This window comes from Hymenobacter coalescens (genome assembly GCF_054783195.1).
Genome location: NZ_BAAGRA010000022.1, coordinates 163486 through 185979, shown reverse-complemented (window position 1 = coordinate 185979; position 22494 = coordinate 163486). Strand labels below are relative to the sequence as shown.

Here is a 22494-nt window from a genome sequence, read left to right as displayed (position 1 = left end):
CAACGTTCCACAAAATTTACTGGAAGTTTCACGGGGGTTTATGCTATTTTTGGTTTCGTATCGGCCGGCAGTTGGCCGATTGGCCTCAGAGTGAGTATGTCAGAGAAGCACGAAGAGAAAACCACCCCGACGCCGCTGGCTAAGCGCCGCATGGGTGGCCTGGGTCGCGGGTTGAACGCCCTCATCGAAGGAAGCTACGAGAAAAAGAGTGAGCGGCTGGGCCTGGTGCCCCACCCCGCCAATTCCGTGGGCCTGATTCCGACCGACCAGATCGAGGCCAACCCCTACCAACCGCGCACCCACTTCGATCAGGAAGCGCTGCAGGAGTTGGCCGAAAGCATCAAAGTGCAGGGCATCATCCAGCCCGTCACGCTGCGGCAGGTGGGCCCGGCGGCTTACCAGCTGATTTCCGGGGAGCGTCGCCTGCAGGCCTCGCGCCTGGCGGGGCTGGAGGCCATTCCGGCATACATCCGCAAGGCCGACGACCAGCAAATGCTGGAAATGGCGCTGATCGAGAACATTCAGCGCGAAAACCTCAACGCCATTGAAATAGCCCTCAGCTACCAGCGCCTGGTGAGCGAGTGCAACCTGAAGCAGGAAGAGCTGGGCGACCGGGTGGGCAAAAACCGCTCGACCGTGACCAACTACCTGCGCCTGCTCAAGCTGCCGCCCGATATTCAGATCGGCCTGCGCGACAGCGTCATCAGCATGGGCCACGCCCGCGCCCTGCTGAGCGTGGACGACGCGGCCGCCCAGCTGAACCTCTTCCGCCGCATCGTGACGGAAGAAATGTCGGTGCGCCGGGTGGAGCAGCTGGTGCGCCAGGGCGTATCGGCCCCTGCTCCGGGCAAGGGTGAGCAAACGCCGCCGACTACGGAGGCGCCGGTGGTGCCGGTGGCCGAAATCAAGCGCGCCGAGCGGCACCTGTCCGACCGGTTCGGTTCGCGCGTACAAGTGAAGCCCTCCGCTCAGGGCCGCGGCGAGATTCGCATCAGCTTTGACTCGGCGGAAGACATGCACCGCATCATCAGCATACTGCAGCCGGCGTAAGCCGCGTTGTGGGGAAGCATTATGAGTAGCCCTATCCCCATGTACCGTCGACTAGCCCCATTGCCCCTGGCAGTGGGGCTGTTTTGTCTGGCGAATGGCGCCCAGGCCCAAACCGTCACGGCCGGCTCCGACTCGGTGCGGGTGCAGGCCGGCCCCACCGTAGCGGACTCCTTGCGCCGCAACCAGCGGCTGCTGGGCTGGCGCGTGACGCGGCCGCAGAAAGCCGTTATCCTGGCGGCGGTGCTGCCCGGCGCCGGCCAGGTATACAACCACAAATACTGGAAGTTGCCACTGGTGTACGGGGCGCTCGGCGCGACCATTTACGGCGAGGTTTTCTACTGGCAGGCGTACAAGGAATTCAAGCGGGGCATCGACGCCCGGCGGCTGGCCCAGAGCGGTATCGACCCGGCGGTGGACCCGCGGGCCCGGGACACCGGCCGCCGCTCCGGGCTGTATGCGCAGGACGCCAACGGCGACCGGCTGCAGTCCGTGGCCTTCAACTTTTACCGCACCCGCCGCGACGTTTTTTTTGCTTACATCGGCCTGGCCTACGGCGCGCAGATCGTCGACGCGCTGGTGGACGCGCACCTACACGACTTCGACGTGAGCGACAACCTCAGCCTGAACATTCAGCCTTACGCTTTGCCCCTGCCGGGCGCGCCGGCCGCCGGAATGGCCCTTACCTTTACGCTGCGCCAGGCGCCCACTTCGGCTGCCCCGCGCCGTCATTAGTCCCATGAATATTCTCCTGATTGGCTACGGCAAAATGGGCCGTGCCATTGAAGCCCAGGCCCGCAGCCGCGGCCACCAGATTGCCGGCATCATCGACCCCTCGCAGCCCGAAACCCAGCTCAGCCAGTTCGGTCCGCACAACGCCGATGTAGCCATTGAGTTTACCCACCCCGACGCGGCCTTTGCCAACGTGCAGGCCTGCCTGCGCCAAGGGCTGCCGGTGGTGTGCGGCTCCACGGGCTGGCTGCACCACTTTCCAGAGGCGAAAGCGTTGGCGAAATCCACGGGCGGCGCGCTGTTCTACGCTTCCAACTACAGCGTGGGCGTGAACCTGTTCTTCCACTTCAACGAGTACATCGCGGCCAAAATGCACCAGTTCGGCGGCTACGACGTGCAGGTGCGCGAGATTCACCACGTGCACAAGGTGGATCAGCCCAGCGGCACCGCCCTGACGGTGGCCGAGGGTATTCTGCGCCACTACCCCGAGAAAAAGAAATGGCGCAACGACCCGGCCCAGTCGCCGGAGGAATTGGCCATCCTGTCCGAGCGTTTGGCCGAAACGGTGGGCACGCACATCGTCACGTACACCTCGCCGGCCGACGTGCTGGAGCTGAAGCACGAGGCCCTCTCGCGCGAAGGCTTCGCCCACGGCGCCGTGTTGGCGGCCGAGTGGCTGCCCGGCAAACAGGGCGTGTACGGCATGAAAGACCTGCTCGGGCTGTAATTTCCGTGGCCACGGCCGCCTTGAAGGAACGCGTTTCGGCGCGTTCTTTTTAGTTAGGCCCGGGCAATTGACGACGGCCGCCCGCAGCTTTTTGCTTCGGGCAGCATCAGTAGACGGGGAAAATCGGATATTCAGCCGCTCAAATCCTCTTTCTTGACACCCAAAGGCGGTTTCGCCGGTTTGTTGTTTTCAATGGCAGTTACTTTCTGGAAGAAAAAACCGGCTGAGCAGCCGACCAAGCCCAAAGGCTTCTGGCGCGAGTGGGGCGACGCTATCCTGTTTGCGGTGGTGGCCGCCACGCTGATACGCTGGGCCACCTTCGAGGCCTACACCATCCCGACGCCCTCCATGGAGAACTCCCTGCTGGTGGGCGACTACCTCTTCGTGAGCAAGCTGCACTACGGCCCGCGCACCCCGCAGACGCCGTTGCAGGTGCCCCTGACGCACCAGACGCTGTGGGGCTCGGGCATCAAGAGCTACTCGGACCTGATTCAGCTGCCCTCCTTCCGCCTGCCGGGCTTTTCGGAGGTGAAGCGCGGCGACGTGGTCGTGTTCAACGTGCCCTTCGAAGACGAGCACCCGGCCGACCTGCGCACCAACTACATCAAGCGCTGCGTGGCGGTGGCCGGCGACGTGCTGGAAATCAAAAATCAGGAGGTGTTTATCAATGGCAAGTCGCAGGGCACCCCGGCCGGCTCGCAGACCACCTACGCCCTGGACGTGCCCCAGCCCGACGACGAGTTGAAGCGCGCCTTTCGGGAGCACAATGTGGTGAGCTACAACGACGCGGACGGCCTGCCCACGCCGAGCCCCATGTTTCCGACGCCCACCTACCTGGTGGACATGACCGCCACCACGGCCGACTTCTTCAAGAAGCAGCCCTACGTGCGCAGCCTGACGCGCGACGTGGCCGAGCCGGGCAAGACGGAAATCGACGTGTTCCCGAACAACCCCGACTACCCGCACTCCACGCCCACGCCGCAGGTCACCTGGAACCGCGACAACTACGGCCCGCTGCAGCTGCCCAAGAAAGGCCAGACCGTGCAGCTTACCCCGCAGAACGTGCCGATCTACGCCAAGATCATCATGCGCTACGAGCACAACGACAACGTCTCGCTGGGCATCGGCCAGATTCTGCAGGACGGCAAGCCGCTGACCAGCTACACCTTCAAGCAGAACTACTACTTCATGATGGGCGACAACCGCCACAACTCGCTGGACTCGCGCTACTGGGGCTTCGTGCCCGAGGACCACATCGTGGGCAAGGCCGTGCTGATCTGGATGTCGGTGGACCCATTCGGCGGCGTGAGCGGCAAAATTCGCTGGAACCGCCTGTTCAACACGATTGACTAAGCGCCCCGCAGCGCATCCCGAAAAAAGCCCGGCTACTCCAGCCGGGCTTTTTTTATTGCAAGGCAGCGCCCGTGCGCTGCGCCGGTACTATCGGGTTGCTCGCCACGAACACTTGGTGGTACCGGCGCAGCGCTCTACCAGTTGATCGGCTCCAGGCCGTGCTGCTTCAGGTACGCGTTTGTCTTGCTGAAGGGCTTGGAACCGAAAAAGCCTTTGTCAGCGGCGTAGGGCGAGGGATGCGCGGCTTTCAGCACGAGGTGCTTGCCCTGGTCGATCAGCTCGGCCTTTTTCTGGGCGTAAGCCCCCCAGAGAATGAATACCACGTGCTCCTTCTGCTCGGAAATCTTCCGGATGACCTCGTCGGTAAATTCCTCCCAGCCCCGCTTCTGGTGCGAGCCGGCGGTGGCGGCACGCACGGTGAGCGTGGCGTTGAGCAGCAGCACGCCCTGCTCGGCCCAGCGGTCCAGGTTGCCGTCGGGCGGGCGCGGAATGCACAGATCGGCTTCCAGTTCCTTGAAGATGTTGATGAGCGACGGGGGGCTGCGCACGCCGTGCTGCACCGAAAACGCCAGCCCGTGCGCCTGGCCGCGGCCGTGGTAGGGGTCCTGGCCGAGGATGACCACCTTCACCTGATCGAAGGGCGCCGCGTCGAAGGCGTGAAAAATCTGGTTGCCGGCCGGGTACACCGTCTGGGTGGCGTATTCCTGCTTGACAAATGCAATAAGCTCCTGAAAATAGGGCTTTTCAAACTCGGGCTGCAACACCTTGCGCCAGCTTTCTTCTATCTTTACGCTCATGCCTCTTGGGGGTACGGGATGCTATTCGGCGGGCCAAACGTAGCCGGAGTGCGTACGTAAACCAAATCCGAAAGGCTGCTGTTAGCCCTACTGCCTCACCTGTTGTCATTCCCGCGCCATGAACTCAACGACCACCCAGGGCGTCACCGTCAGCGTCTCGACCAGTTACCTCTCGGAGTATTCCAGCCCCCAGCAGGAGCATTTCGTTTTTGCCTATAAGATTGACATTCGCAACCACAGCGAGTACACCGTGAAGCTGCTGCGCCGACACTGGCACATCTACGACGCCAACGGCGTGGTGCGCGAAGTGGAAGGCGAAGGTGTGGTGGGCCAGCAGCCCACCCTGGAGCCCGGCGACGGCCACCAGTACGTATCGGGCTGCAACCTGAAGACCGGCATCGGCAAGATGCGCGGCACCTACCTGATGGAGCGCGTGGCCGACGGCCGTACCTTTGAGGTCGAGATTCCCGAGTTTACCCTCGTGGTGCCGTTCCGACTGAATTAACTGGCTACTTGGCCAAATGGCTGAATGGCTGGCCGCTCTGACGATACCAGAACGGCCAGCCATTTAACCATTCAGCCATTTAACAATCGACCTCCTTTGCTTCAGCAGGCACTGCGCTACCTCCGCTACTGGCTTCGTTCGGGTAATGCCCACGGGCTGCATTCCCCGTTTGTTTTTTCCCTGTACCTCGACGTCGTCTGCCACACCGGCGAGTACAGTCCTTTCGAGCCCATCGAACTGCGCCGGGCCGCTCTGCGCGAGGATCAGCGCCGCCTGCGCATCACCGATTACGGCGCGGGTTCCCTCACCGGCGCCGGCCGCGAGCGGGCCGTGCGCGACGTAGCCCGGCACGCGGCCAAGCCCGCGCGATTGGCGCAGCTGCTGTTTCGCCTCGTCAACTACCAGCAGCCCGCTACCGTGCTGGAGCTGGGCACTTCCCTGGGCCTGACCACGGCCTACCTGGCGTCGGCGGCCACGAAGGCGCGGGTGCTGACCTTTGAAGGCTGCCCCGAAACGGCTGCCGTGGCCCACGAAACCATCCAGCAACTGGGCTTGCAAAACGTGGAGCTGATCGAGGGCAACTTCGACCAGACCTTGCCCGACGCCCTGGCCCGCCTTGGCCAGCCGCTGGATTTTGCCTTTTTCGACGGCAACCACCGCTACGAGCCGACGCTGCGCTACCTGGAGCAGTGCCTGCCCTACCGCACCGACGAGTCGGTGTTCGTGTTCGACGACATTCACTGGTCGGCCGAGATGGAGCGGGCCTGGGAAGCCATCAAAGCCCACCCGGACGTGACGACTACCATCGATCTGTTCTTCATCGGACTGGTGTTTTTCCGCCGAAACGCGCCCAAGCAGCATTTCACGCTGCGCATCGAAGGCCGCGGGCTGGGCGTGTAGCCTGACTTAAGCGCGCATCGGTCCGGTGGAAACGCCAGCATCCGGCCGATAGCCGTGCGGCTATCGGCCGGCCAAACATGGGCGCAAGCCCGCGCTACGTGCTAACGGACGGCTTCGCGGATGCGGGTGAGACGCTCCAGCAGCCGCTCCAGGCGGTCGAGCTGCAGCATGTTGGCGCCGTCTGACTTGGCGGTGGCCGGCGTCGGGTGCGTTTCGATGAAGAGGCCGTCGGCGCCGGCGGCAATGGCGGCGCTGGCAATGGTTTGGATCATTTCGGGCTTGCCGCCCGTCACGCCGCTGCTCTGGTTAGGCTGCTGCAGGGAGTGCGTCACATCCATCACCACCGGCACGCCGAAGCGCTGCATGGCCGGGATATTCAGGAAATCGACCACCAGGTCGGTGTAGCCGAAGGAGTTGCCCCGGTCGGTGAGGATGACGTGCGGGTTGCCCGATTGCTTCACCTTGTCCACCGCGAAGCCCATGGCCTCGCCTGAGAGAAACTGGCCCTTTTTGATGTTGACCACCTTGCCGGTTTCGGCGGCGGCCACCAGCAACTCGGTCTGGCGGCACAGGAAAGCCGGAATCTGCAGCACGTCCACGTACTCGGCGGCCAGCGCGGCCTCGCCCGACTCGTGAATGTCCGTCACCGTCGGCACGCCGATTTCGCGGCCGACTTTCTGCAGAATCTTCAGCGCCGTTTCGTCGCCGATGCCCGTGAAGGAATCGATGCGGGAGCGGTTGGCCTTGCGGTAGGAACCTTTGAAAACGTACGGAATCTGCAGCCGGTCGCAGAGCGTGCGCACCTGCTCGGCAATGCGCAGGGCCATGTCTTCGCCTTCGATAACGCAGGGACCGGCCATCAGGAAAAATTGGCCCGAGTTGGTGTTGCGGAAGTGCGGAAGGGCGGTGGCGAGGGTGTCAATCATAGCATGAAAGCCAGGTTAGAGTAGCGACAAAGGTCGGGAAGTAGCGCGGACTTGGCTACGCCTTCCTTCGGTTCCGGTCGCGTCCGCAGCTGGTAACTCCGCAGAACTGGACGGTGGTCATCACAACGAGGTGAATTACTATCCGGGGACGCGGACTAAAGTCCGCGCTACAGCCGTGCCCCGGCGTGCTCCTTCCGCCGCAGGCAGATAAACAGCTCCCGCCCTTGCCGCGGCTTGATGGAATTGTAAGCGGCCTCGAAATGCACAAAATCGAAGTACGGCGCGAAATACTCGCGGTATTCCTCGCGCGTGCCCCCGAAGGGCGGCCCGTCACCCGGCCCGACCAGGCCGTCGAACAGCAAGCCCACGAGTTTGCCGCCGGGGCGCAGCAGCTCGGCGCACTGGCGGGCATACGCCGGGCGCAGCGCGGGGTCGAGGGCGCAAAAAAATGTTTGCTCCAGGAGGAGGTCGAACCGCCCGCCGAGCTGGAAGAAGTCGGCCCGCAGCAAATGCGCCGCCGGGAAGTCGGGCACGCGCTGCTGCAAGGCCTGCAGGGGCGCCGCGGCGAAGTCGGCCACCCACACCTCAGGCCAGCCGGCTCGATGCAGATACTCAGCTTCGTAAGCGCGGCCGGCGCCCGGAATCAGGATGCGGCGCGCGTCGGGCGGGCCCAGCTGGGCGAGGTACGCCCGCAACGGTTCGGTAATGGCGCCCGCGTCCCACTGGTCCTGACCCGCGGCGTAGCGGGTGCTCCAGTAAGCGGCGTCAAAATTGGATTCGGACATGCAAAAGGCGGCGCTACGCGGGCCGAGAAAGTTGCCCGGTTATAATATCCGTGTATTTTTGGCGTAAAGGTAACGCTGTGGCCCGGCACCGGACCCGGCCCGGCTTCATTCACTTTTCCCGCTTATGGAACAACAACAAGCTCCCGAACGCCGCAATAACAACCGCTGGTTGCTTCTGGCGGCCTTGGTGCTCGTGCTTGTCGGCATCAACGGCATCCTCTTCTACATGAACCAGCAGAAGAGCAAGCAAAACGAACAATTGGCCGCCGACATCAAGGTCAAGGACACCAAGCTGGAAGAGCAGATCAAGCAGTACGAAACGCTCAAAGCCGACTTCGAGCGCCAAAGCCAGGAGCTGCAGGGCATGGGCCTGGCCAACGACTCGCTCGAAGCCAAGATTGCCTCCGTCAACGCCGACCTGCTGAAGCTGCGCTCTTTCCGCGCCGGCTCCTTCTCGCTGGCCGACCAGAAGCGCTACCAGCAGCGCGCCCAGAACTTCGAGCGGCAGCTGCGGCAGAAGGATGAGGAAATTGCTCAGCTCAAGAAGGACAACGAAATGCTCTTCACCGAGACGCAAACCCTCAAGGAGCGCCAGAACAAGCTCACCGACACCATCGGCACCATTGCCCGCACCAACCAGGAGCTGAGCGAGAAAGTAGCCATTGCCTCGCGCCTGCGGGCTGAAAACATCCGCATCGGGGTCATCAACCGCCGCAACAAGGAAGACAGCGACGACGACAACGAGTTCAAGGCCAAGCGCGTCGAGAAAATCAAAATCAGCTTTAACCTGGGCCAGAACGAGGTGGCGCCCAAGGAAACCAAGCAGATCATGATGCGCCTGCTGGAGCCCGACGGCGCGGCCCTCTACAACCTGAGCACCGGCGGCGGCACCTTCCTCATCGACGGCAACGAAGCCTTCTACACCGCCAAGCAGGAACTGGTGTACGACAACACCCGCCAGGGCGTGCAGTTTGTGTACGCCAAGGGCACCGAATACAAAACCGGCCCCCACACCGTGGAGCTGTACGCCGACGGCTACCTGATCGGCAAGACCACCTTCACGCTGAAATAAGCCTCAGGGTTCAACTTAAAAGCCCCGCCGGACGCAGGTCCGGCGGGGCTTTTTCGTGGGCAGCAAACGGGCTTAAGCGGGCTGCCGCTGGGCTTCGCTCAGGCTGGCTTCGAAGGCTTCGAGCTTGGCAATCGTGTGCTTGATATCCTCGGTAAAGATGGTGATGACCGAGCCTTCACGCGCGTTCTGCAGGGCGAAGTCGATGGCCTCGGGCTCGTTGTCGATGTAGGTGATGGGCAGGTCGGGCTTGTCCATGGTCAGGCCCCGGCGCATGAGGGCTTCCAGCTCCTCGGCGGTTTTGCCGCGCAGGTCCTGGTCCTGGCGCAGCACCACCTCGTCGAAGATGCGGCCGGCCACGCGGGCGTAGTCGATGGTATCCTGCTCGCGCCGGTCGCCCAGGCCCGAGACAATGCCCACCTTGTGCGTGGCGGGCGTGGCCTCCAGAAACTCGGCGAATTTCTCGATGCCGTGGGTGTTGTGGGCGTAATCGACGATGACCTCGAAGGTGGGGAAGCGGAACACGTTCATGCGGCCCGGCGTGTTGGTGGCCGACGGGGTAAACGTGCAGAGCGCCGTCTTGATGTCGTCCTTCGTGAAGCCGTAGCAGTACGCGGCCAGCGCGGCGGCCAGCGCATTTTCGATGTTGAACTTGGCCCGCCCACCAAAAGTCACCGGAATGTCCTCGGCGCGGGTGATGCGCAGCTTGTAGGTATTCTTGTAGATGGTGATGTAACCTTCTTCGTACACGGCGGCCACGCCCCCAGCCTCTACGTGCTCCCGGATGCGCTGGCAGTCGTCGTGCATGCTGAAGAGGGCCACGCCACATTGCAGCCGTTCGCGCATGGCGTAGGTGTGGTCGTTGTCGGCGTTGAGCACGGCCCAGCCGCCTTTGCGCACGGTGCGGGGCAGCACACCCTTCACCTGCGCCATTTCCTCCACGGTGTGAATGTCCTTTAGCCCGAGGTGGTCGGCGGCCACGTTCGTGACCACGGCCACGTCGCAGTAGTTGAAGCCCAACCCCGAGCGCAGCATGCCGCCGCGGGCCACCTCCAGCACGGCGAAGTTCACCGTCGGGTCTTTCAGCACAAACTCGGTGCTCTGCGCGCCGGTGCAGTCGCCGCTCTGCAGCTGCCGGCCCTGGATAAAGATGCCCGAGGTGGTGGTGTTGCCTACTTTGTAGCCCTTGGAGGCTACGATGTGCGCCAGCAGCAGCGAGGTGGTGGTCTTGCCGTTGGTGCCCGTCACGGCGAAGATGGGAATGCGCGACTTGGAGCCCTGCGGAAACAGCATGTCCACCACCGGCGCGGCCACGTTGCGCGGCAGCCCTTCGGCCGGTGAGATGTGCATGCGGAAGCCCGGCGCGGCGTTTACTTCGATGACGGCCCCGCGCGTTTCGTTGAGCGGAATGGCAATGTCGGTAGTCAGCACGTCGATGCCGCAGATGTCGAGGCCCACGATGCCGGCCACGCGCTCGGCGAGCAGCACGTTGTAGGGGTCCACCAGATCGGTCACGTCGGTGGCGGTGCCGCCGGTGCTGATGTTGGCCGTGCTCTTTAGGTACAGGATTTCCCCGGCCGGCAGCACCGATTTGGGCGTCAGCTCGCGGGCTTTCAGGATCTGCTGGGTGTGCTTGTCGATTTTGATGCGGGTGAGCACCTTTTCGTGGCCCACGCCGCGGCGCGGGTCCTTGTTAATCTCGTCAATCAGCTCCTGAATGGTGTGCACCCCGTCACCGGTGACGCAGGCCGGGGTGCGCTTGGCCGCGGCCACCAGCTTGCCGTTGATGACGAGCAGGCGGAAGTCGAAGCCCTCGATGAACTGCTCCACGATGACGGCCTGCGAGTACACCTGCGCTGCCTTGAAGCCCGCCAGGGCCTCCTTCCAGCTGGTGAGGTTGATGGAGGCGCCTTTGCCATGGTTGCCGTCGAGCGGCTTGGTCACGATGGGAAAGCCCAGCTCCTCGATGGCTTGCCGCAGTTCGTCGGCGTCGTACACGGTGGTGCCGCGGGGCACGGGCACGCCCGCGTTGCGCAGCATGCGTTTCGTGCGGTTTTTGTTGCCGGCAATTTCCACCGCCGCGTGCGAGGTGTACGACGAGGTGGTGGCCCAGATGCGCTTCTGGTTTACGCCGTAGCCCAGCTGAATGATGTTGGAGCCTTCCAGCTGAATGTAGGGAATGCCGCGCGAGGCCGCCTCGGCCACGATGCTGTGGGTGCTGGGACCAAAGAACTCGTCCTCGCGGATTTCGTGTAGCTCATCGACGATGGCGCGCACGTCGTATTTCTCTTTGCGCACCACGGCGTTGAGCAGGTCCACGGCGGCCTCGGCGGCCACGCGCCCTGCCCGCTCTTCCTGGTACTCAAACAGCACCACTTCCATGCCTTCTTCGTGGGCGGGGCGGGCCTTGCCCCAGCTGACGGGCATGCCGGCCATGCGCTGCAGCAGCAGGGCAATGTGCTGCACGACGTGGCCCCACGGTTCGCCGTCGGCCAGCTGCTCGCGCGTGAGCGGCGGGCGCTTCAGCACGTCGCGGGAGTTTTTGCTGCAAGGCAGGCCCAGGTCGGGCAACAGCTTGAGCAGGCGCCCGTCGAGCCCGGGCACGGCGTTGCTCCACGTATCGGCCAGGTCTTCCAGATCCAGCTTGAGCACAATCACTTTGCGGTGCTTCACAGACCAGTAGCTCGGACCGCGCATGGTGCGGAGGTCAACGATTTTCATAAAGAACGGATGTTGAGAAGAAGGGGGAATGGTGCCCGCTTCTACGGCCTCGCCCCGCCTAGGGATATGGCCGAGGCACGGTAACAGGCCGTTTTTTCGGGGCCTTGTCAACGCCGACGCGCGGCCACCTATGTACCGGCCTGACACGCGAACAGCCGGTGTTAATACCCCGCGCACGGCTATACCGTCGAGCTTAGACCCATAATTCCCTCAAAATATGCAATAAGCCCCTCGATTACCAACAGTTCATCAGGCACTTATCCGCTTTTTGCGTGGTTGTGTACGCAGGGTGCCGAAAAGCACCTTGTTTGGAATAAGGAGAAAACCGCTGCCCTTTGGGCCGCGGTTTTTTGCGTTCTGCCGGTCGGGTTACCGGCCGGCACTTTTTTTTCGCTCCCCAATCCGCTCGCCGGCCGGGCCGCGTAAGTGTGGTTGTCGGCCTAAGGCCGGCACGCTAGGTTTGCCCAAAGCCTCCGCTTCATAAGCGGGGGCTTTATGCGTTTTAAAGCCTCACGTTACCTTGGCGGCATCCCAGCGCCAGTGCTGGGATGCCGGCGCAAAAAAAGTTGGGGCCCGGCTGTAACCATCCGGCCGAAGCGCGGTGTCCACTACCAAATACCGCCACCTTCTACCCCACCCCAGTTGGACTCCCCTACGGACAACGCGCTCATGCTCCGGGTCAAGGCCGGCGAGGTAGACCGCATGGGCCTGCTTTTCGAACGCTACCACCGCCCGCTGTTCCAGTTTCTGTACCACATGCTGGGGCAGGCCGCGGCGGGTGAGGACCTGGTGCAGAACGTGTTCTACCGCATGCTCAAGTACCGCCACACCTACACGGGCGAAGGGGAGTTTCGCACCTGGATGTTTCACCTAGCCCGCAACGTGCTGGCCGACTACGCCAAGCAAAACCGCCACGCTGCCCGCCACGCCGACGTGACGGCGCTGGCCGAAACCCTCGGCGGCGGGGCGCAGGCCGACGAGCAACTGCAGCAGCAACAGGAAGTAGCCACCCTGCACCGCGCCCTGGCCCGGCTCAGCCCCGAGCACCGCGAGGTACTGCTGCTCAGCCGCTTTCAGGAGCTGAAATACGGGGAAATAGCGCGGGTGCTCAACACCACCGAAGGCGCCGTGAAGGTGCGCGTGCACCGCGCCATGAACGAGTTGAAGGCGGTGTATTTGAAAATCGAAAACTGACGGGAAAGCCATGAGCTGCGACCATATCCAAGAGCATCTGCTCGATTACCTGCACCACCAGCTTCCGCCGGCCGCTCAGCAGGCCCTGGACGCGCACGTAGCCGGTTGCCCCGACTGCCGCACCGAGCTGGAAATGACCCGGCAGCTGTGGCGGGGCCTGGTCCAGCTGCCCACGCCGGAACCCAGCGAAACCCTGCGGCCTGACTTCTACGCCATGCTGGCCGCCTACAAAGCCACCGAAATGGCGCCCAGATCAGCTTCGTCGCTTAGCCGCGCCGTGGGTTGGCTGCAGGCGCTGCTCACCCCGCAGTTTGCCGGTCGTCTGGCTTATAGCCTGTGCCTGCTGGCGCTGGGCATTGCGGGCGGCTACTGGCTCACCAGCCAGCGCCCCGCCCCGGTTGGCTCGGCCGACCGGCAGGAGCTGGCGGCGCTGACCAAACAGGTGCAGGACATGCGCCAGGTGATGCTGCTCTCCCTTATCGACGCGCCTTCGGCCACGGAGCGGCTGCGGGCCGTGAGCTACACCAAGGAGCTGCAGCAGGCCAACCCCAAAGTGGTGGAAGCCCTGCTGAGCACACTCAACCACGACGACAACGTGAACGTGCGCCTGGCCACCCTGGAAGCCCTGGCCCAGCTTGCCCCCGATGAGCCCGCCGTGCGCCAGGGTTTGGTTCGCTCCCTGAGCCAGCAAGACTCCCCGCTGGTGCAGTCGGCCCTGGCCGATGTGATGGTGCAGCTGCAGGAGAAACGCTCGGTGGCCCCGCTGCGCCGGTTGCTGGCCCAGCCCGACCTCAACGACGCCGTGAAAGGCAAAATCCAGCAGTCCATCCGTTCGCTTTCCGCCGATACCAAAACCTCTCCTTCCCAACTCAACCATGAAACGCTACTTCTTTCCCAGCCTGCTCGGCCTGCTGAGCTTAGCATTTAGCACCCAGTGCCAGGCTCAGCAGCGGCAGGAACGCACGGAGCAGATCAAAAAGGAATTCACCTTGCCCGGAACCGCCGCCCGCAGCACGCTGGCGCTGTACAACGTCTTCGGCTCGGTGCGGGTGCAAGGATACGCCGGCAACGCGGTGGTGGTGGAAGTCACTAAGACCGTGCGTTCGGAGTCGGCGCAGGGCTTAGCCACGGGGCAGCAGGAAGCCAAGCTGGGCTTCGATCAGCGCGGCGACAGCCTGGTTGTGTACGAAGCCGGCCCCCACGACGCGCGACCCAACCGCGGCAACCGCAACGACTCCGGCCAGCGCCCCTACCAGCACCAGTTCGATTTCGTGGTGAAGGTGCCGGCGGCGATGAACCTGCACGTGTCGACGGTCAACGGCGGGGAAGTGTCCATTCAGGACGTGAGCGGTAAGCTGGGCGCCTTCAACGTGAACGGTCCGCTCTCCATCAAAAATGCCCGCGGCAGCACCGTGGCCCGCACCGTGAACGGCAACGTGGATGCTACCTACGCCGCCAACCCGCCCGGCCCGTCGTCCTACAACACCATCAACGGGCAGATCCGGGTGACCTACCCCAGCGACGTGGCCGCCGACGTGTACTTCAAGAGCATGCACGGCGAGCTGTACACCGACTTTCCCAACGCCGCCGTGCTGCCCGTGCAGGCCAGCCAGAACGCGCAGAACACCGGCAGCGGCACCAAATACAAACTCCGCAAAGACACCGTCGTGCGGCTGGGCAGTGGCGGCCAGGAATTCCGCTTCGAAACGCTTAACGGCGACGTTACCATCAAACAGCAACCCCGATGACCCATATTCCCGCTCCCTTCCTACGCCAAGCCGCGCGTCGCAGCAGCCTGCTGCTGCTGGCGGTGGCCCTGGCCAGCCCGTTACGGGCCCAAACCGGAGGCAAGGAGCAGCTCTCCGTGGCCCTCAGCGCCCCTGCCAAGCCCGGCACCCTTCACGTGAAGCTGGTAAGCGGCTCCATCAACGTGGTGGGCTACGGCGGTAAAGAAGTGCTGATTGCGGCCGAAACCGGGCCGCGCAGCAGCCCGCACCGCGGCCCCGGGCCCTCCGATATCGGCCCGCGCCCTGGCCGGGGGCCCACCCCACCCACGGGCCCCGGCATGCGCCGCATCGACTCCAACGCCAGCTTCGACCTGACGGCCGAGGAGAAAGACAACCACGTCTACGTCCGGTCGCAGTCGTGGCAGCGGCCGGTGAACCTGACCATCAAGGTGCCGCAACGGTTTTCGCTGCAGATCAGCACGGTGCAGGACGGCGACATCACGGTGGAAAACGTCAGCGGCGAGCTGGAAGTCAACAACGTCAACGGCGCCATCGAGCTGAACCAAGTGTCGGGGTCGGCGGTGGCCACCACGGTAAACGGCCCGGTTACGGCCAGCTTCAAAACCGTGACGGCCGGTGCTCCGATGGCTTTCAGCACCGTCAACGGCAAGGTAGACGTGGGCCTGCCCGCCAGCACCAAAGCTTCGCTCAAGCTCAAATCGGACCACGGGGAGATTTACAGCGACTTCGACCTCACGACCGAGCGCAACGCGCTGAAAGCTTCCCGCCCGACCGGCACCAACGGCATGTACCGCCTCAGCGTGGACGAGTGGAACTACGGCAAGCTCAACGGCGGCGGCGCGGAAATCATGCTCAAGTCCCTGCAGGGCAACATCTACATCCGCAAGAACAAATAAGCCCTGCTTGCAGCCCTGACCCGCATCCCGCGTCTCTGTACCAACTCCTTGCCCTGCCGGCGAACCAAGCCACGCCTTGCCCACACGCGATGCTTGGCTCACCAAACGCCTTTCCGATATGCACAGCAAGCAAAGGTGCCCAGCCGGGGCAGCGGCTCGCTGATAGTGAGGTGAATGAGTGTAACATCCCTCGCTACGAAACCCGGCCTGATCAGCCGGGTTTCGGCATTTATAGCCAGCAGGCGCGCACATTGGTTTGCTTGCCGCATCAGGCCAGGCCCCAAAGCACAATAGAAGCAGTCATTAAAGCATGTCGCTGAAGGTTCTCCGGCCATTCTCTGCTCAGCCGATACAGCCGCCCTGCAACTCCGAATCAGGGGGGCAGCCAGATCAGCGGGGCGGCCCTCCGCTCTGGGGCTTCAGGCGGCGCACGGCCGGGGCTGAAAGCGTCTGGGACAAACCCAGACGCCATGCCACCGCCCCTAATGACAAACGCCCCGCAGCAGCAGCTACGGGGCGTTTTCTGAGGTGACGAGCGGATTCGAACCGCTGTAGGAGGTTTTGCAGACCTCTACCTAGCCACTCGGTCACGTCACCTTGAAGGGGCTTAGGGGCGCAAACATACAGCTTCCGGCCGCGTTTGCCAAACCCGGGCCGCGTAGTTTCATTGGAACAGGCCTAAGCCATTGGTAGCGTGCGGGAAAAAATGCATCCCGGATGAGCACAAAAAAGCCCCCAGCCGCGAGGACTGGGAGCTTTCTTTGCCTAGAAGCTAGACGCGGCGATTAAGCCTTGTCCTTGTTCTCGTCAGCGTTTTCGTCCGACGAAGTCAGGTCTTTCACTTTCTCGGTGATGGTGTCCACCACGTCGCCAGCTACTTCCTTGGCTTTGTCAACGACCGACGAAGCGGCGTCGGCGATGGAGCTCAGCAGGCCGCCTTCGGCGTCAGCGGCCGGAGCGGCTTCCGCTTTGGCGGGCTTAGCGGCGGGCGTGCCGAGCTTTTGCTCAGCAGCTTCGCGCTCGTTGCCCATCATCCGGTCGCGCAGGGCGCTCAGCGCGTCCAGGTCACCCAGCGTCGACTTCTCGGCGGCGGGCTTCTTCAGATCGCTCAGCTTGCCTTCGCCCTGAGCAGCAGCAGCGCTGCCACCGGCCGGCTTCTTCTTCTGGAACTTCGACATGCGGTTGTCCTCGTCCTGCTGGCCCTGGCCGTAGGTGGCCGAGTGCGACAGCACGATGCGACGGTCGTCCTTCGAGAATTCCACTACGCGGAAGTCCAGCGACTCGCCAACCTCCGGCGAAGAGCCGTCAGCTTTGGCCAGCGACTTGGGGTACGCGAAGCCTTCGATGCCGTAGGGCAGCTCGAGCACCGCACCGCGGTCGGTTTTCTCGGTGATGGTCGCCTTGTGGGTCGAGCCGGGGGTAAACACCGTCTGGAACGTATCCCAGGGGTTTTCCTCCAGCTGCTTGTGGCCCAGGGCCAGGCGACGGTTAGCTACGTCCAGCTCCAGCACTACCACGTCCAGACGGTCGCCCACCTTCACCATTTCGGAGGGGTGCTTTACCTTCTTGGTCCACGACAGGTCGGATACGTGCACGAGGCCGTCTACACCTTCTTCCAGCTCGACGAACAGGCCGAAGTTGGTCAGGTTGCGCACCAGACCGTTGTGCTTGCTGCCGACGGCGTACTTGCCACCGAAATCGGCGCGGGTCCACGGGTCTTCGGTCAGCTGCTTGATGCCGAGGCTCATCTTACGGTCGTCGCGGTCGAGGGTCAGGATCTGCGCCTCCACTACGTCGCCCTGCTTGATGAAGTCCTGCGGGTTGCGCAGGTGCTGGCTCCAGGACATTTCCGACACGTGGATCAGGCCCTCAACGCCGGGCACAATCTCCATGAACGCGCCGTAGTCGGCCACGTTCACGATGCGGCCCTGTACGCGCGAGCCGGGCTGCAGGTCTTGCGGCAGCGAATCCCACGGGTGCGGGGTCAGCTGCTTCAGGCCGAGCGAGATACGCTTCTTGGCCTCGTCGAAGTCGAGCACAACCACGTTCAGCTTCTGGTCGAGCTGCAGTACTTCGCTCGGGTGAGCGATGCGGCCCCAAGAGATGTCGGTGATGTGCAGCAAGCCGTCGACGCCGCCCAGGTCGATGAACACGCCGAAGTTGGTCATGTTCTTGATAACGCCCTCGAGGATCTGGCCCTTCTCCAGGTTGTTGAGGATGGCTTCGCGCTGCTTCTCGAGGTCTTTCTCGATCAGGACTTTGTGCGAAACAACCACGTTGTCGAAAGCGGCGTTGATTTTCACCACTTTCACTTCCATGCGGCGGCCGACGTAGATGTCGAAGTCGCGGATGGGCTTCACGTCGATCTGCGAGCCGGGCAGGAAGGCTTCCACGCCGTCCAGCTCCATGATCAGACCGCCTTTGGTGCGACGCTTAACGACGCCTTCCAGAATGGTGTCGTTCTCCAGGGCGTCGTAGATGGCTTTCCAAGCCTGCTTGATCTTCGCCTTCTTGCGCGAGAGGATCAGCTGGCCGTTGGCATCTTCCTGGTCTTCGATGAAGACCTCTACTTCGTCGCCGGCTTTCAGGTCGGTCAGGTCGCGGAATTCCGAGCGCGGAACCAGACCATCCGATTTGAAGCCGATGTTCACGATTACGTCACGGTCGCCAACCGAAACTACCGTGCCCTTCACGACTTGCTCCTCCTCTACGGTGGTGAGCGTACCGGCGTACAGATCTTCGAGACGGGCGCGCTCCTCTTTCGAGTAGTTGCCACCGAAGCTATTCGCTCCGAGGTTGTCCCAATCGAAGTTGTCTACTACTTCTGCCATGATGTTAGCATTGGCCCTGGTGTACACGTCCGGCGCAGGGCCCGCCTCCGGAACGCGTTTTTTATTGATTCACAAGGCTTAAGCCCTGGCCCGCCACCCTGGCAGGGCGGCAAAGATAGGGTTTTTGGGGGATAAAATCAGTGACAGTCAATCGATTTGAGTAGCTTATGCGGCTGGTCATACATCAACAAATCCATGATACGCCCGGTCTGCCTGCTGTTGTCGGGTATCTTACTTAGCAGTTGCAGCTTTTACCGGTGGCATCTTGGTAGTTTTTACCCTATCAAGGCGAAGAGCAAGGCCCTGACTGAACAAGCCATTATCAGCTTGATTCAGGACGGCACCTTCCAAACAAGGATAGGTACTTGGCGGCCCCTAATCGAACAGAAAGCTGCGCTGCTTGGCGGGCAGGTCGTTGGCCATTGGGTCGACACTACCTATGTTACAGGTTATCGAAACAGAAAAGGGTTCGTGGTTTTTCATCCTCCAACCCACACCTTTTACAGCTTTGAGTTATGTAACTGCGGCGGCCCTGTATCGGAACCCGAGGGACTCATAGGGCCCGATTGCGACCTTCGCATAACCAGCATGAACGTGTTGCAACCAGACTCGGCTTTGCAATCCATTGAATGGCGGGATGCCGGCCCGGCCCTGACAGAATTCAAGCGCAACATCCTGCCCGCAATCAGGAAACGAGCCGATAAACTTGGCACCAAATCGAGTTAAACAAAACGGCCCGCTTCCGTGGAAGCGGGCCGTTTTATTGGTTTTCAGCTTGGGTTAAGCAAGTACTGGCTCCGGCGCGTTCTTAAACTTCTTGTACTTGCCCAGCAGCTTGCCCACCCGGTACGTCGTGGGAATGATGACGTGCCTCACAAAGCCCGGAATGGTCGGTAAGTCGTACTCACGGCCGTAGCGCATCATCAGGTAGGCCGCGTCGAAGGGTTCGGGCTCGGGCTTGCCGGATCGGATCTGCGCGTCGTAGATGGCCGAGAGGAAAAACACGAGGGTATTGGCGGGCTTCACCCAGCCCGAGCAGTTCAGCGTGTCGGTGCCGGCGTTCCAAAAGCGGTGGGGCACGCCGCGCTTGAACACGACGGACTCTCCTACTTCGGCGTATTGCGTGGGCCGCCCCATGATCTGGTAGGCTAAGCGCCCCTTGACCACGGTCAGACTTTCGTCCTGCAGCCAGTGCGTGTGCATCAGCGGGCCGTGGCCGGGTGCCACGGCGTTTTCGACAATGAGCCGGTCGCCATCGGGCTCGGGCTCCAGGCGCACGAAGGTGAGTTGTTCGCCCAGGCCGTTGGTGATGGTGTGGGGCAGGGCAGTGGGAACGGGCAGGTTGGTTTTCATAGCAGGTTGGTCGGAAAGAGGTCGGGAAAAACTTAATGGGTCAGCTCGGGGCGCAGCTCGGCGGTGGGGCGCTGTGCGGGGCGGGCAGCGGGTGGGGTTGCGGGCAGCCAGCTCAGCAGGCGGTGCGTGCGCAGGAAGGTGTAGATGATGCCCGCGGTAATGGCCAGGCGCGGGTAGTTGGCGGTTTGCCACTCGCGGGCCATTCTATTCACGGTGTCTTCGTCGACGCTGGTCGCGGAGGGCAGGAACAACACCAAATTGCGGGGCATGAAGTAAACGAAGGTGAACACCTCGTTCACCACCAGGCCGGCCAGCAGCAACAGCAACAGGCGGCGCAAAGCGGAGCCCTGGTTCCAAAGCAAGGCGGTAGCGGCCAGCAGGCTCAGCAGGGTGAGGGGCATCATCGTCTGGAAGAAGTAGCCGGCGTGCGAGACGCGGAAGAACTGCTGGTAACTCCGCAGCTCCTGGGCCGGGTTCGTGGACCAGTTGGGCACTTCGGCAATGATCTGGTAAAGGCTGCCGCCAAACACGGCGCCGCAGCTGATGAATGCCAGCGAGAATAGGGTGCGCCCTAGGCGAGTGCGCAGGGACGGAACGGGAGTGGTTTTCATAGCCTTCGTGGGAGTTGGTTGATGCTCCACAAAGGTCTGCCGGGTCTTGCCCTGCTACTTGTATGTAACGGACATTTGCCTTAACCCACTTCCGTAAACAAGTGACTGGGCAGGTGGCTTTTGCGGCGGCGGTACTCGCGGGGTGCCAGGTGCGCGAAGGCCCGGAACGTGCGGCTGAAATGCGCCTGATCCACGAATCGGCTGGCATGGGCTATTTCCGTCAGCGACCAGTCGGTGGTGTGCATCAGCTCGACGGCGTGGCGGTACTTCTGGTACAGCAGGGTTTGTTCCGTGTTCATGCCCGTCAGCGCCTGCAGCTTGCGGGCCAGCTGCCGGGGCGAGTAGCACAGCTGATCGGCCAGGGCGGGCACCGTCAGGTCGGGCGCGGCGGCCCCGTTCAGGTAGCGGTTCAGCAGTTGTTCCTGCGCCGTCGGCGCGGGCCGGCGCGGCAGCAGCCAGCGCTGCACCAAAGCCACCCGCTCCGCGAAGTGCGGCTGTTCCATAAGCTGGTGCCACAGATCGAGCAGCGGCGCGTGCACCAACGTCAGGTCCAGGCACTGGTTGACGAAGTCGGCGGCCTGCAGGTGGAAGAGGCTCACGGCGGCAGTGGGGTGCAGCACTACGCCGAACAACGCATGCTGCCGAGGCATGTAGGTATGGACCGGCACGGAGTTGAAGCCGCTCAGAAAGCAGCGCGGCAGCTGAAAAGCCCGCGTTTCAATCTGCGCCGTGACCGGCCCCCGGTCATTGAGGTTGAAAATGACCTCGACCAGCCCCTTGGGAATAATGGTTTCTTGTGCCTGGGTCGCTGCCTCGCGCTCCATTTGCCAGCACTGACGCAGCACGTCGTGCAAGGGGGAAGTAGACGGAATCGGATATACTTGCTCCATGGCGGCGGCCCCGGTGGATAGGCGCTCATGCAAAATAACCCAAATTCGTCTTAGCATGGTTCTATCCAGGCCCACATAAGCATGTGAGCCGCTGCATAAAAAAACGGCCGACGCAAGCGCCGGCCGTTTGTGGTAGATCGAGCAAAGACGAGCTAGGCGCGGCCCATCTGGCGCAGGAACAGCACGTGCGAGAGCACCGCCGTGCGCATGCGCGGAAACTCGTTGTAGACCACGTCGAATTCTTCGCACACTTGCTTGATAATCTTATTGATGGCCGGGTAATGCACGTGCGAAATCTTCGGGAACAGGTGGTGCTCCACCTGGAAGTTCAGCCCGCCGACCAGCCAGCTGATGACCCGGCTGTTGGTGGCGAAGTTGGCCGTGGTTTTGATCTGGTGAATGGCCCACTCGTCTTCCATCTTGAGCGTAGCCTCGTTGGGCATGGGGAAGGCGGTGTGCTCCACGGTATGCGCCAGCTGAAACACCAGGCTCAGCACGAAGCCCGCCACGCAAGTGATGGTGAGGAAGCCCACGAGCCAGGGCAGGAAGCCCAGCGTGTAGATCGGCAGGGCCACGTACAGGCCGAGGTTGAGCACCTTGAAGCCCCAGAACACCAGATGGTCGCTCAGGTCCATTTTCTTCAGGTCCACCGAGCCGATTTTGCGCTTGAAATACTTCTGGTAGTCCATCACGAAAATCCACGACAGGTAGAGCATGCAGTACAAGAACCAGAAGTACAGGTGCTGGAAGCGGTGCAGACGGTAACGCTTCTGGGTGCTGCTCAGGCGCATCCAGGGCTGCACGTCGATGTCGTCGTCGATGCCGTCGATGTTGGTGTAGGCGTGGTGCACCACGTTGTGCTTCATGTTCCACATAAAGCTGCTGCCGCCGAGCACGTTCAGGGTAAAGGCGGCGAAGTGGTTGAGCCACTTGTGCTGGGAAAAGGAGCCGTGGGCCCCGTCGTGCATCACGTTGAAGCCGATGGCGGCAATGAAACCGCCGAGCAGTACGGCTTCGAGCAGGGCCCACGCCACGGACGGGGTGAAAAACACCAGGTGCACGTACAACGCGACGAAGCCCACGAGCAGCAGCACGGCCTTGGACAACAGGCCTGAGCTACCGGCGGTGGACTTCCCGGTTTCTTCGAAGTGGAGGCTGATTCTGCGTTTTAGTTCGGCATGAAAGGAACGGGAGGCGGCAAACTTGGGAAGTGACATGCGGACGGTGATGATGATGCGCCCCGCAAGCACTGAAGCCGCGGGGCAGTGCCGAAGTACCCCTTCGGCCAATAAGCTGCAGCTTCAGCGGCAGCGGTTCCGTCGCGAGTTACACCTATTCCAACGGCCCAACAGATAGTCTGGTTCCTATATGCCGGCGGCTGCTCGGCCACCAGCAGCAAAAAGGGCGAA

The 22494-nt window shown here is 62.6% G+C and carries 21 protein-coding genes and 1 tRNA gene; 12 read left to right on the top strand and 10 right to left on the bottom strand.

The window, feature by feature from the left end; genetic code table 11:
* Positions 1-96 precede the first annotated feature (96 nt).
* The 4 genes from ACYVKQ_RS20745 to lepB all read left to right on the top strand — a co-directional run bounded on the left by ACYVKQ_RS20745 (position 97) and on the right by lepB (position 3859).
* Positions 97-1050: a ParB/RepB/Spo0J family partition protein gene (locus tag ACYVKQ_RS20745; RefSeq protein WP_460677275.1), complete on the top strand. Its 954-nt coding sequence runs from the start codon at positions 97-99 to the stop codon at positions 1048-1050.
* Positions 1051-1089: 39 nt separating this feature from the next.
* Positions 1090-1782 (top strand): DUF5683 domain-containing protein, encoded by a 693-nt coding sequence (locus ACYVKQ_RS20740; protein ID WP_460677274.1) that lies wholly within the window; start codon positions 1090-1092, stop codon positions 1780-1782.
* A gap of 4 nt (positions 1783-1786) precedes the next feature.
* Positions 1787-2506: a 4-hydroxy-tetrahydrodipicolinate reductase gene (gene dapB, locus ACYVKQ_RS20735; RefSeq protein ID WP_460677273.1), complete on the top strand. Its 720-nt coding sequence runs from the start codon at positions 1787-1789 to the stop codon at positions 2504-2506.
* Between the two features lie 192 nt (positions 2507-2698).
* Complete coding sequence (gene lepB, locus ACYVKQ_RS20730; RefSeq protein ID WP_460677272.1) at positions 2699-3859, top strand: signal peptidase I; 1161 nt, start codon at positions 2699-2701, stop codon at positions 3857-3859.
* Between the two features lie 134 nt (positions 3860-3993).
* On the opposite strand, the gene ACYVKQ_RS20725 is transcribed toward lepB, so the two are convergent.
* Positions 3994-4656 (bottom strand): uracil-DNA glycosylase, encoded by a 663-nt coding sequence (locus tag ACYVKQ_RS20725; RefSeq protein ID WP_460677271.1) that lies wholly within the window; start codon positions 4654-4656, stop codon positions 3994-3996.
* A 118-nt stretch (positions 4657-4774) separates the two neighbouring features.
* Between ACYVKQ_RS20725 and apaG the strand changes: the two genes are divergently transcribed.
* Both apaG and ACYVKQ_RS20715 read left to right on the top strand, forming a co-directional pair.
* Positions 4775-5161: a Co2+/Mg2+ efflux protein ApaG gene (gene apaG / locus ACYVKQ_RS20720; protein ID WP_460677270.1), complete on the top strand. Its 387-nt coding sequence runs from the start codon at positions 4775-4777 to the stop codon at positions 5159-5161.
* 96 nt (positions 5162-5257) lie between these two features.
* Positions 5258-6061 carry an O-methyltransferase gene (locus tag ACYVKQ_RS20715; RefSeq protein ID WP_460677269.1) on the top strand — a complete coding sequence of 268 codons (804 nt, stop codon included), beginning with the start codon at positions 5258-5260 and terminating at the stop codon, positions 6059-6061.
* Between the two features lie 101 nt (positions 6062-6162).
* On the opposite strand, the gene kdsA is transcribed toward ACYVKQ_RS20715, so the two are convergent.
* Entirely contained in the window at positions 6163-6987 is an 825-nt protein-coding gene (gene kdsA / locus ACYVKQ_RS20710) for a 3-deoxy-8-phosphooctulonate synthase (RefSeq protein WP_460677268.1), read from the bottom strand.
* 167 nt (positions 6988-7154) lie between these two features.
* A complete protein-coding gene (locus ACYVKQ_RS20705; RefSeq protein WP_460677267.1) occupies positions 7155-7772 on the bottom strand; it encodes a methyltransferase domain-containing protein in 618 nt (205 codons plus the stop codon).
* A 124-nt stretch (positions 7773-7896) separates the two neighbouring features.
* Here ACYVKQ_RS20705 and ACYVKQ_RS20700 point away from each other — a divergent pair, with 124 nt between their 5' ends.
* Complete coding sequence (locus ACYVKQ_RS20700; protein ID WP_460677266.1) at positions 7897-8844, top strand: hypothetical protein; 948 nt, start codon at positions 7897-7899, stop codon at positions 8842-8844.
* 72 nt (positions 8845-8916) lie between these two features.
* Here ACYVKQ_RS20700 and cphA read toward each other — a convergent pair whose 3' ends face one another.
* The gene (gene cphA, locus ACYVKQ_RS20695) at positions 8917-11562 is read right to left on the bottom strand and encodes a cyanophycin synthetase (RefSeq protein ID WP_460677265.1); all 2646 of its coding nucleotides are present in this window, start codon (positions 11560-11562) and stop codon (positions 8917-8919) included.
* Between the two features lie 669 nt (positions 11563-12231).
* Between cphA and ACYVKQ_RS20690 the strand changes: the two genes are divergently transcribed.
* From ACYVKQ_RS20690 to ACYVKQ_RS20675, 4 genes are read left to right on the top strand one after another with little or no spacing between them, the layout of a single operon-like run.
* A complete protein-coding gene (locus ACYVKQ_RS20690; RefSeq protein WP_460677311.1) occupies positions 12232-12756 on the top strand; it encodes an RNA polymerase sigma factor in 525 nt (174 codons plus the stop codon).
* Between the two features lie 10 nt (positions 12757-12766).
* Positions 12767-13684 (top strand): HEAT repeat domain-containing protein, encoded by a 918-nt coding sequence (locus ACYVKQ_RS20685; RefSeq protein WP_460677264.1) that lies wholly within the window; start codon positions 12767-12769, stop codon positions 13682-13684.
* Entirely contained in the window at positions 13632-14504 is an 873-nt protein-coding gene (locus ACYVKQ_RS20680; protein ID WP_460677263.1) for a DUF4097 family beta strand repeat-containing protein, read from the top strand. Before ACYVKQ_RS20685 ends, ACYVKQ_RS20680 begins: the two co-directional genes overlap by 53 nt.
* On the top strand, positions 14501-15400 hold the full coding sequence (locus ACYVKQ_RS20675) for a DUF4097 family beta strand repeat-containing protein (protein ID WP_460677262.1): 900 nt from the start codon (positions 14501-14503) through the stop codon (positions 15398-15400). Before ACYVKQ_RS20680 ends, ACYVKQ_RS20675 begins: the two co-directional genes overlap by 4 nt.
* Before the next feature lie 526 nt (positions 15401-15926).
* On the opposite strand, the gene ACYVKQ_RS20670 is transcribed toward ACYVKQ_RS20675, so the two are convergent.
* Together ACYVKQ_RS20670 and rpsA are read right to left on the bottom strand one after the other, a co-directional pair.
* A tRNA-Cys gene (locus ACYVKQ_RS20670) sits at positions 15927-15997 on the bottom strand.
* Positions 15998-16185: 188 nt separating this feature from the next.
* Entirely contained in the window at positions 16186-18231 is a 2046-nt protein-coding gene (gene rpsA, locus ACYVKQ_RS20665; protein WP_460677261.1) for a 30S ribosomal protein S1, read from the bottom strand.
* A 195-nt stretch (positions 18232-18426) separates the two neighbouring features.
* Between rpsA and ACYVKQ_RS20660 the strand changes: the two genes are divergently transcribed.
* Positions 18427-18957 (top strand): hypothetical protein, encoded by a 531-nt coding sequence (locus ACYVKQ_RS20660; protein ID WP_460677260.1) that lies wholly within the window; start codon positions 18427-18429, stop codon positions 18955-18957.
* A gap of 54 nt (positions 18958-19011) precedes the next feature.
* On the opposite strand, the gene ACYVKQ_RS20655 is transcribed toward ACYVKQ_RS20660, so the two are convergent.
* The 4 genes from ACYVKQ_RS20655 to ACYVKQ_RS20640 form a co-directional block, all read right to left on the bottom strand.
* On the bottom strand, positions 19012-19584 hold the full coding sequence (locus tag ACYVKQ_RS20655) for a cupin domain-containing protein (RefSeq protein WP_460677259.1): 573 nt from the start codon (positions 19582-19584) through the stop codon (positions 19012-19014).
* A gap of 32 nt (positions 19585-19616) precedes the next feature.
* Entirely contained in the window at positions 19617-20195 is a 579-nt protein-coding gene (locus ACYVKQ_RS20650) for a hypothetical protein (protein ID WP_460677258.1), read from the bottom strand.
* 80 nt (positions 20196-20275) lie between these two features.
* Positions 20276-21085: a helix-turn-helix domain-containing protein gene (locus tag ACYVKQ_RS20645; protein WP_460677257.1), complete on the bottom strand. Its 810-nt coding sequence runs from the start codon at positions 21083-21085 to the stop codon at positions 20276-20278.
* A gap of 152 nt (positions 21086-21237) precedes the next feature.
* Complete coding sequence (locus ACYVKQ_RS20640; protein WP_460677256.1) at positions 21238-22302, bottom strand: fatty acid desaturase family protein; 1065 nt, start codon at positions 22300-22302, stop codon at positions 21238-21240.
* Between the last annotated feature and the right edge of the window lie 192 nt (positions 22303-22494).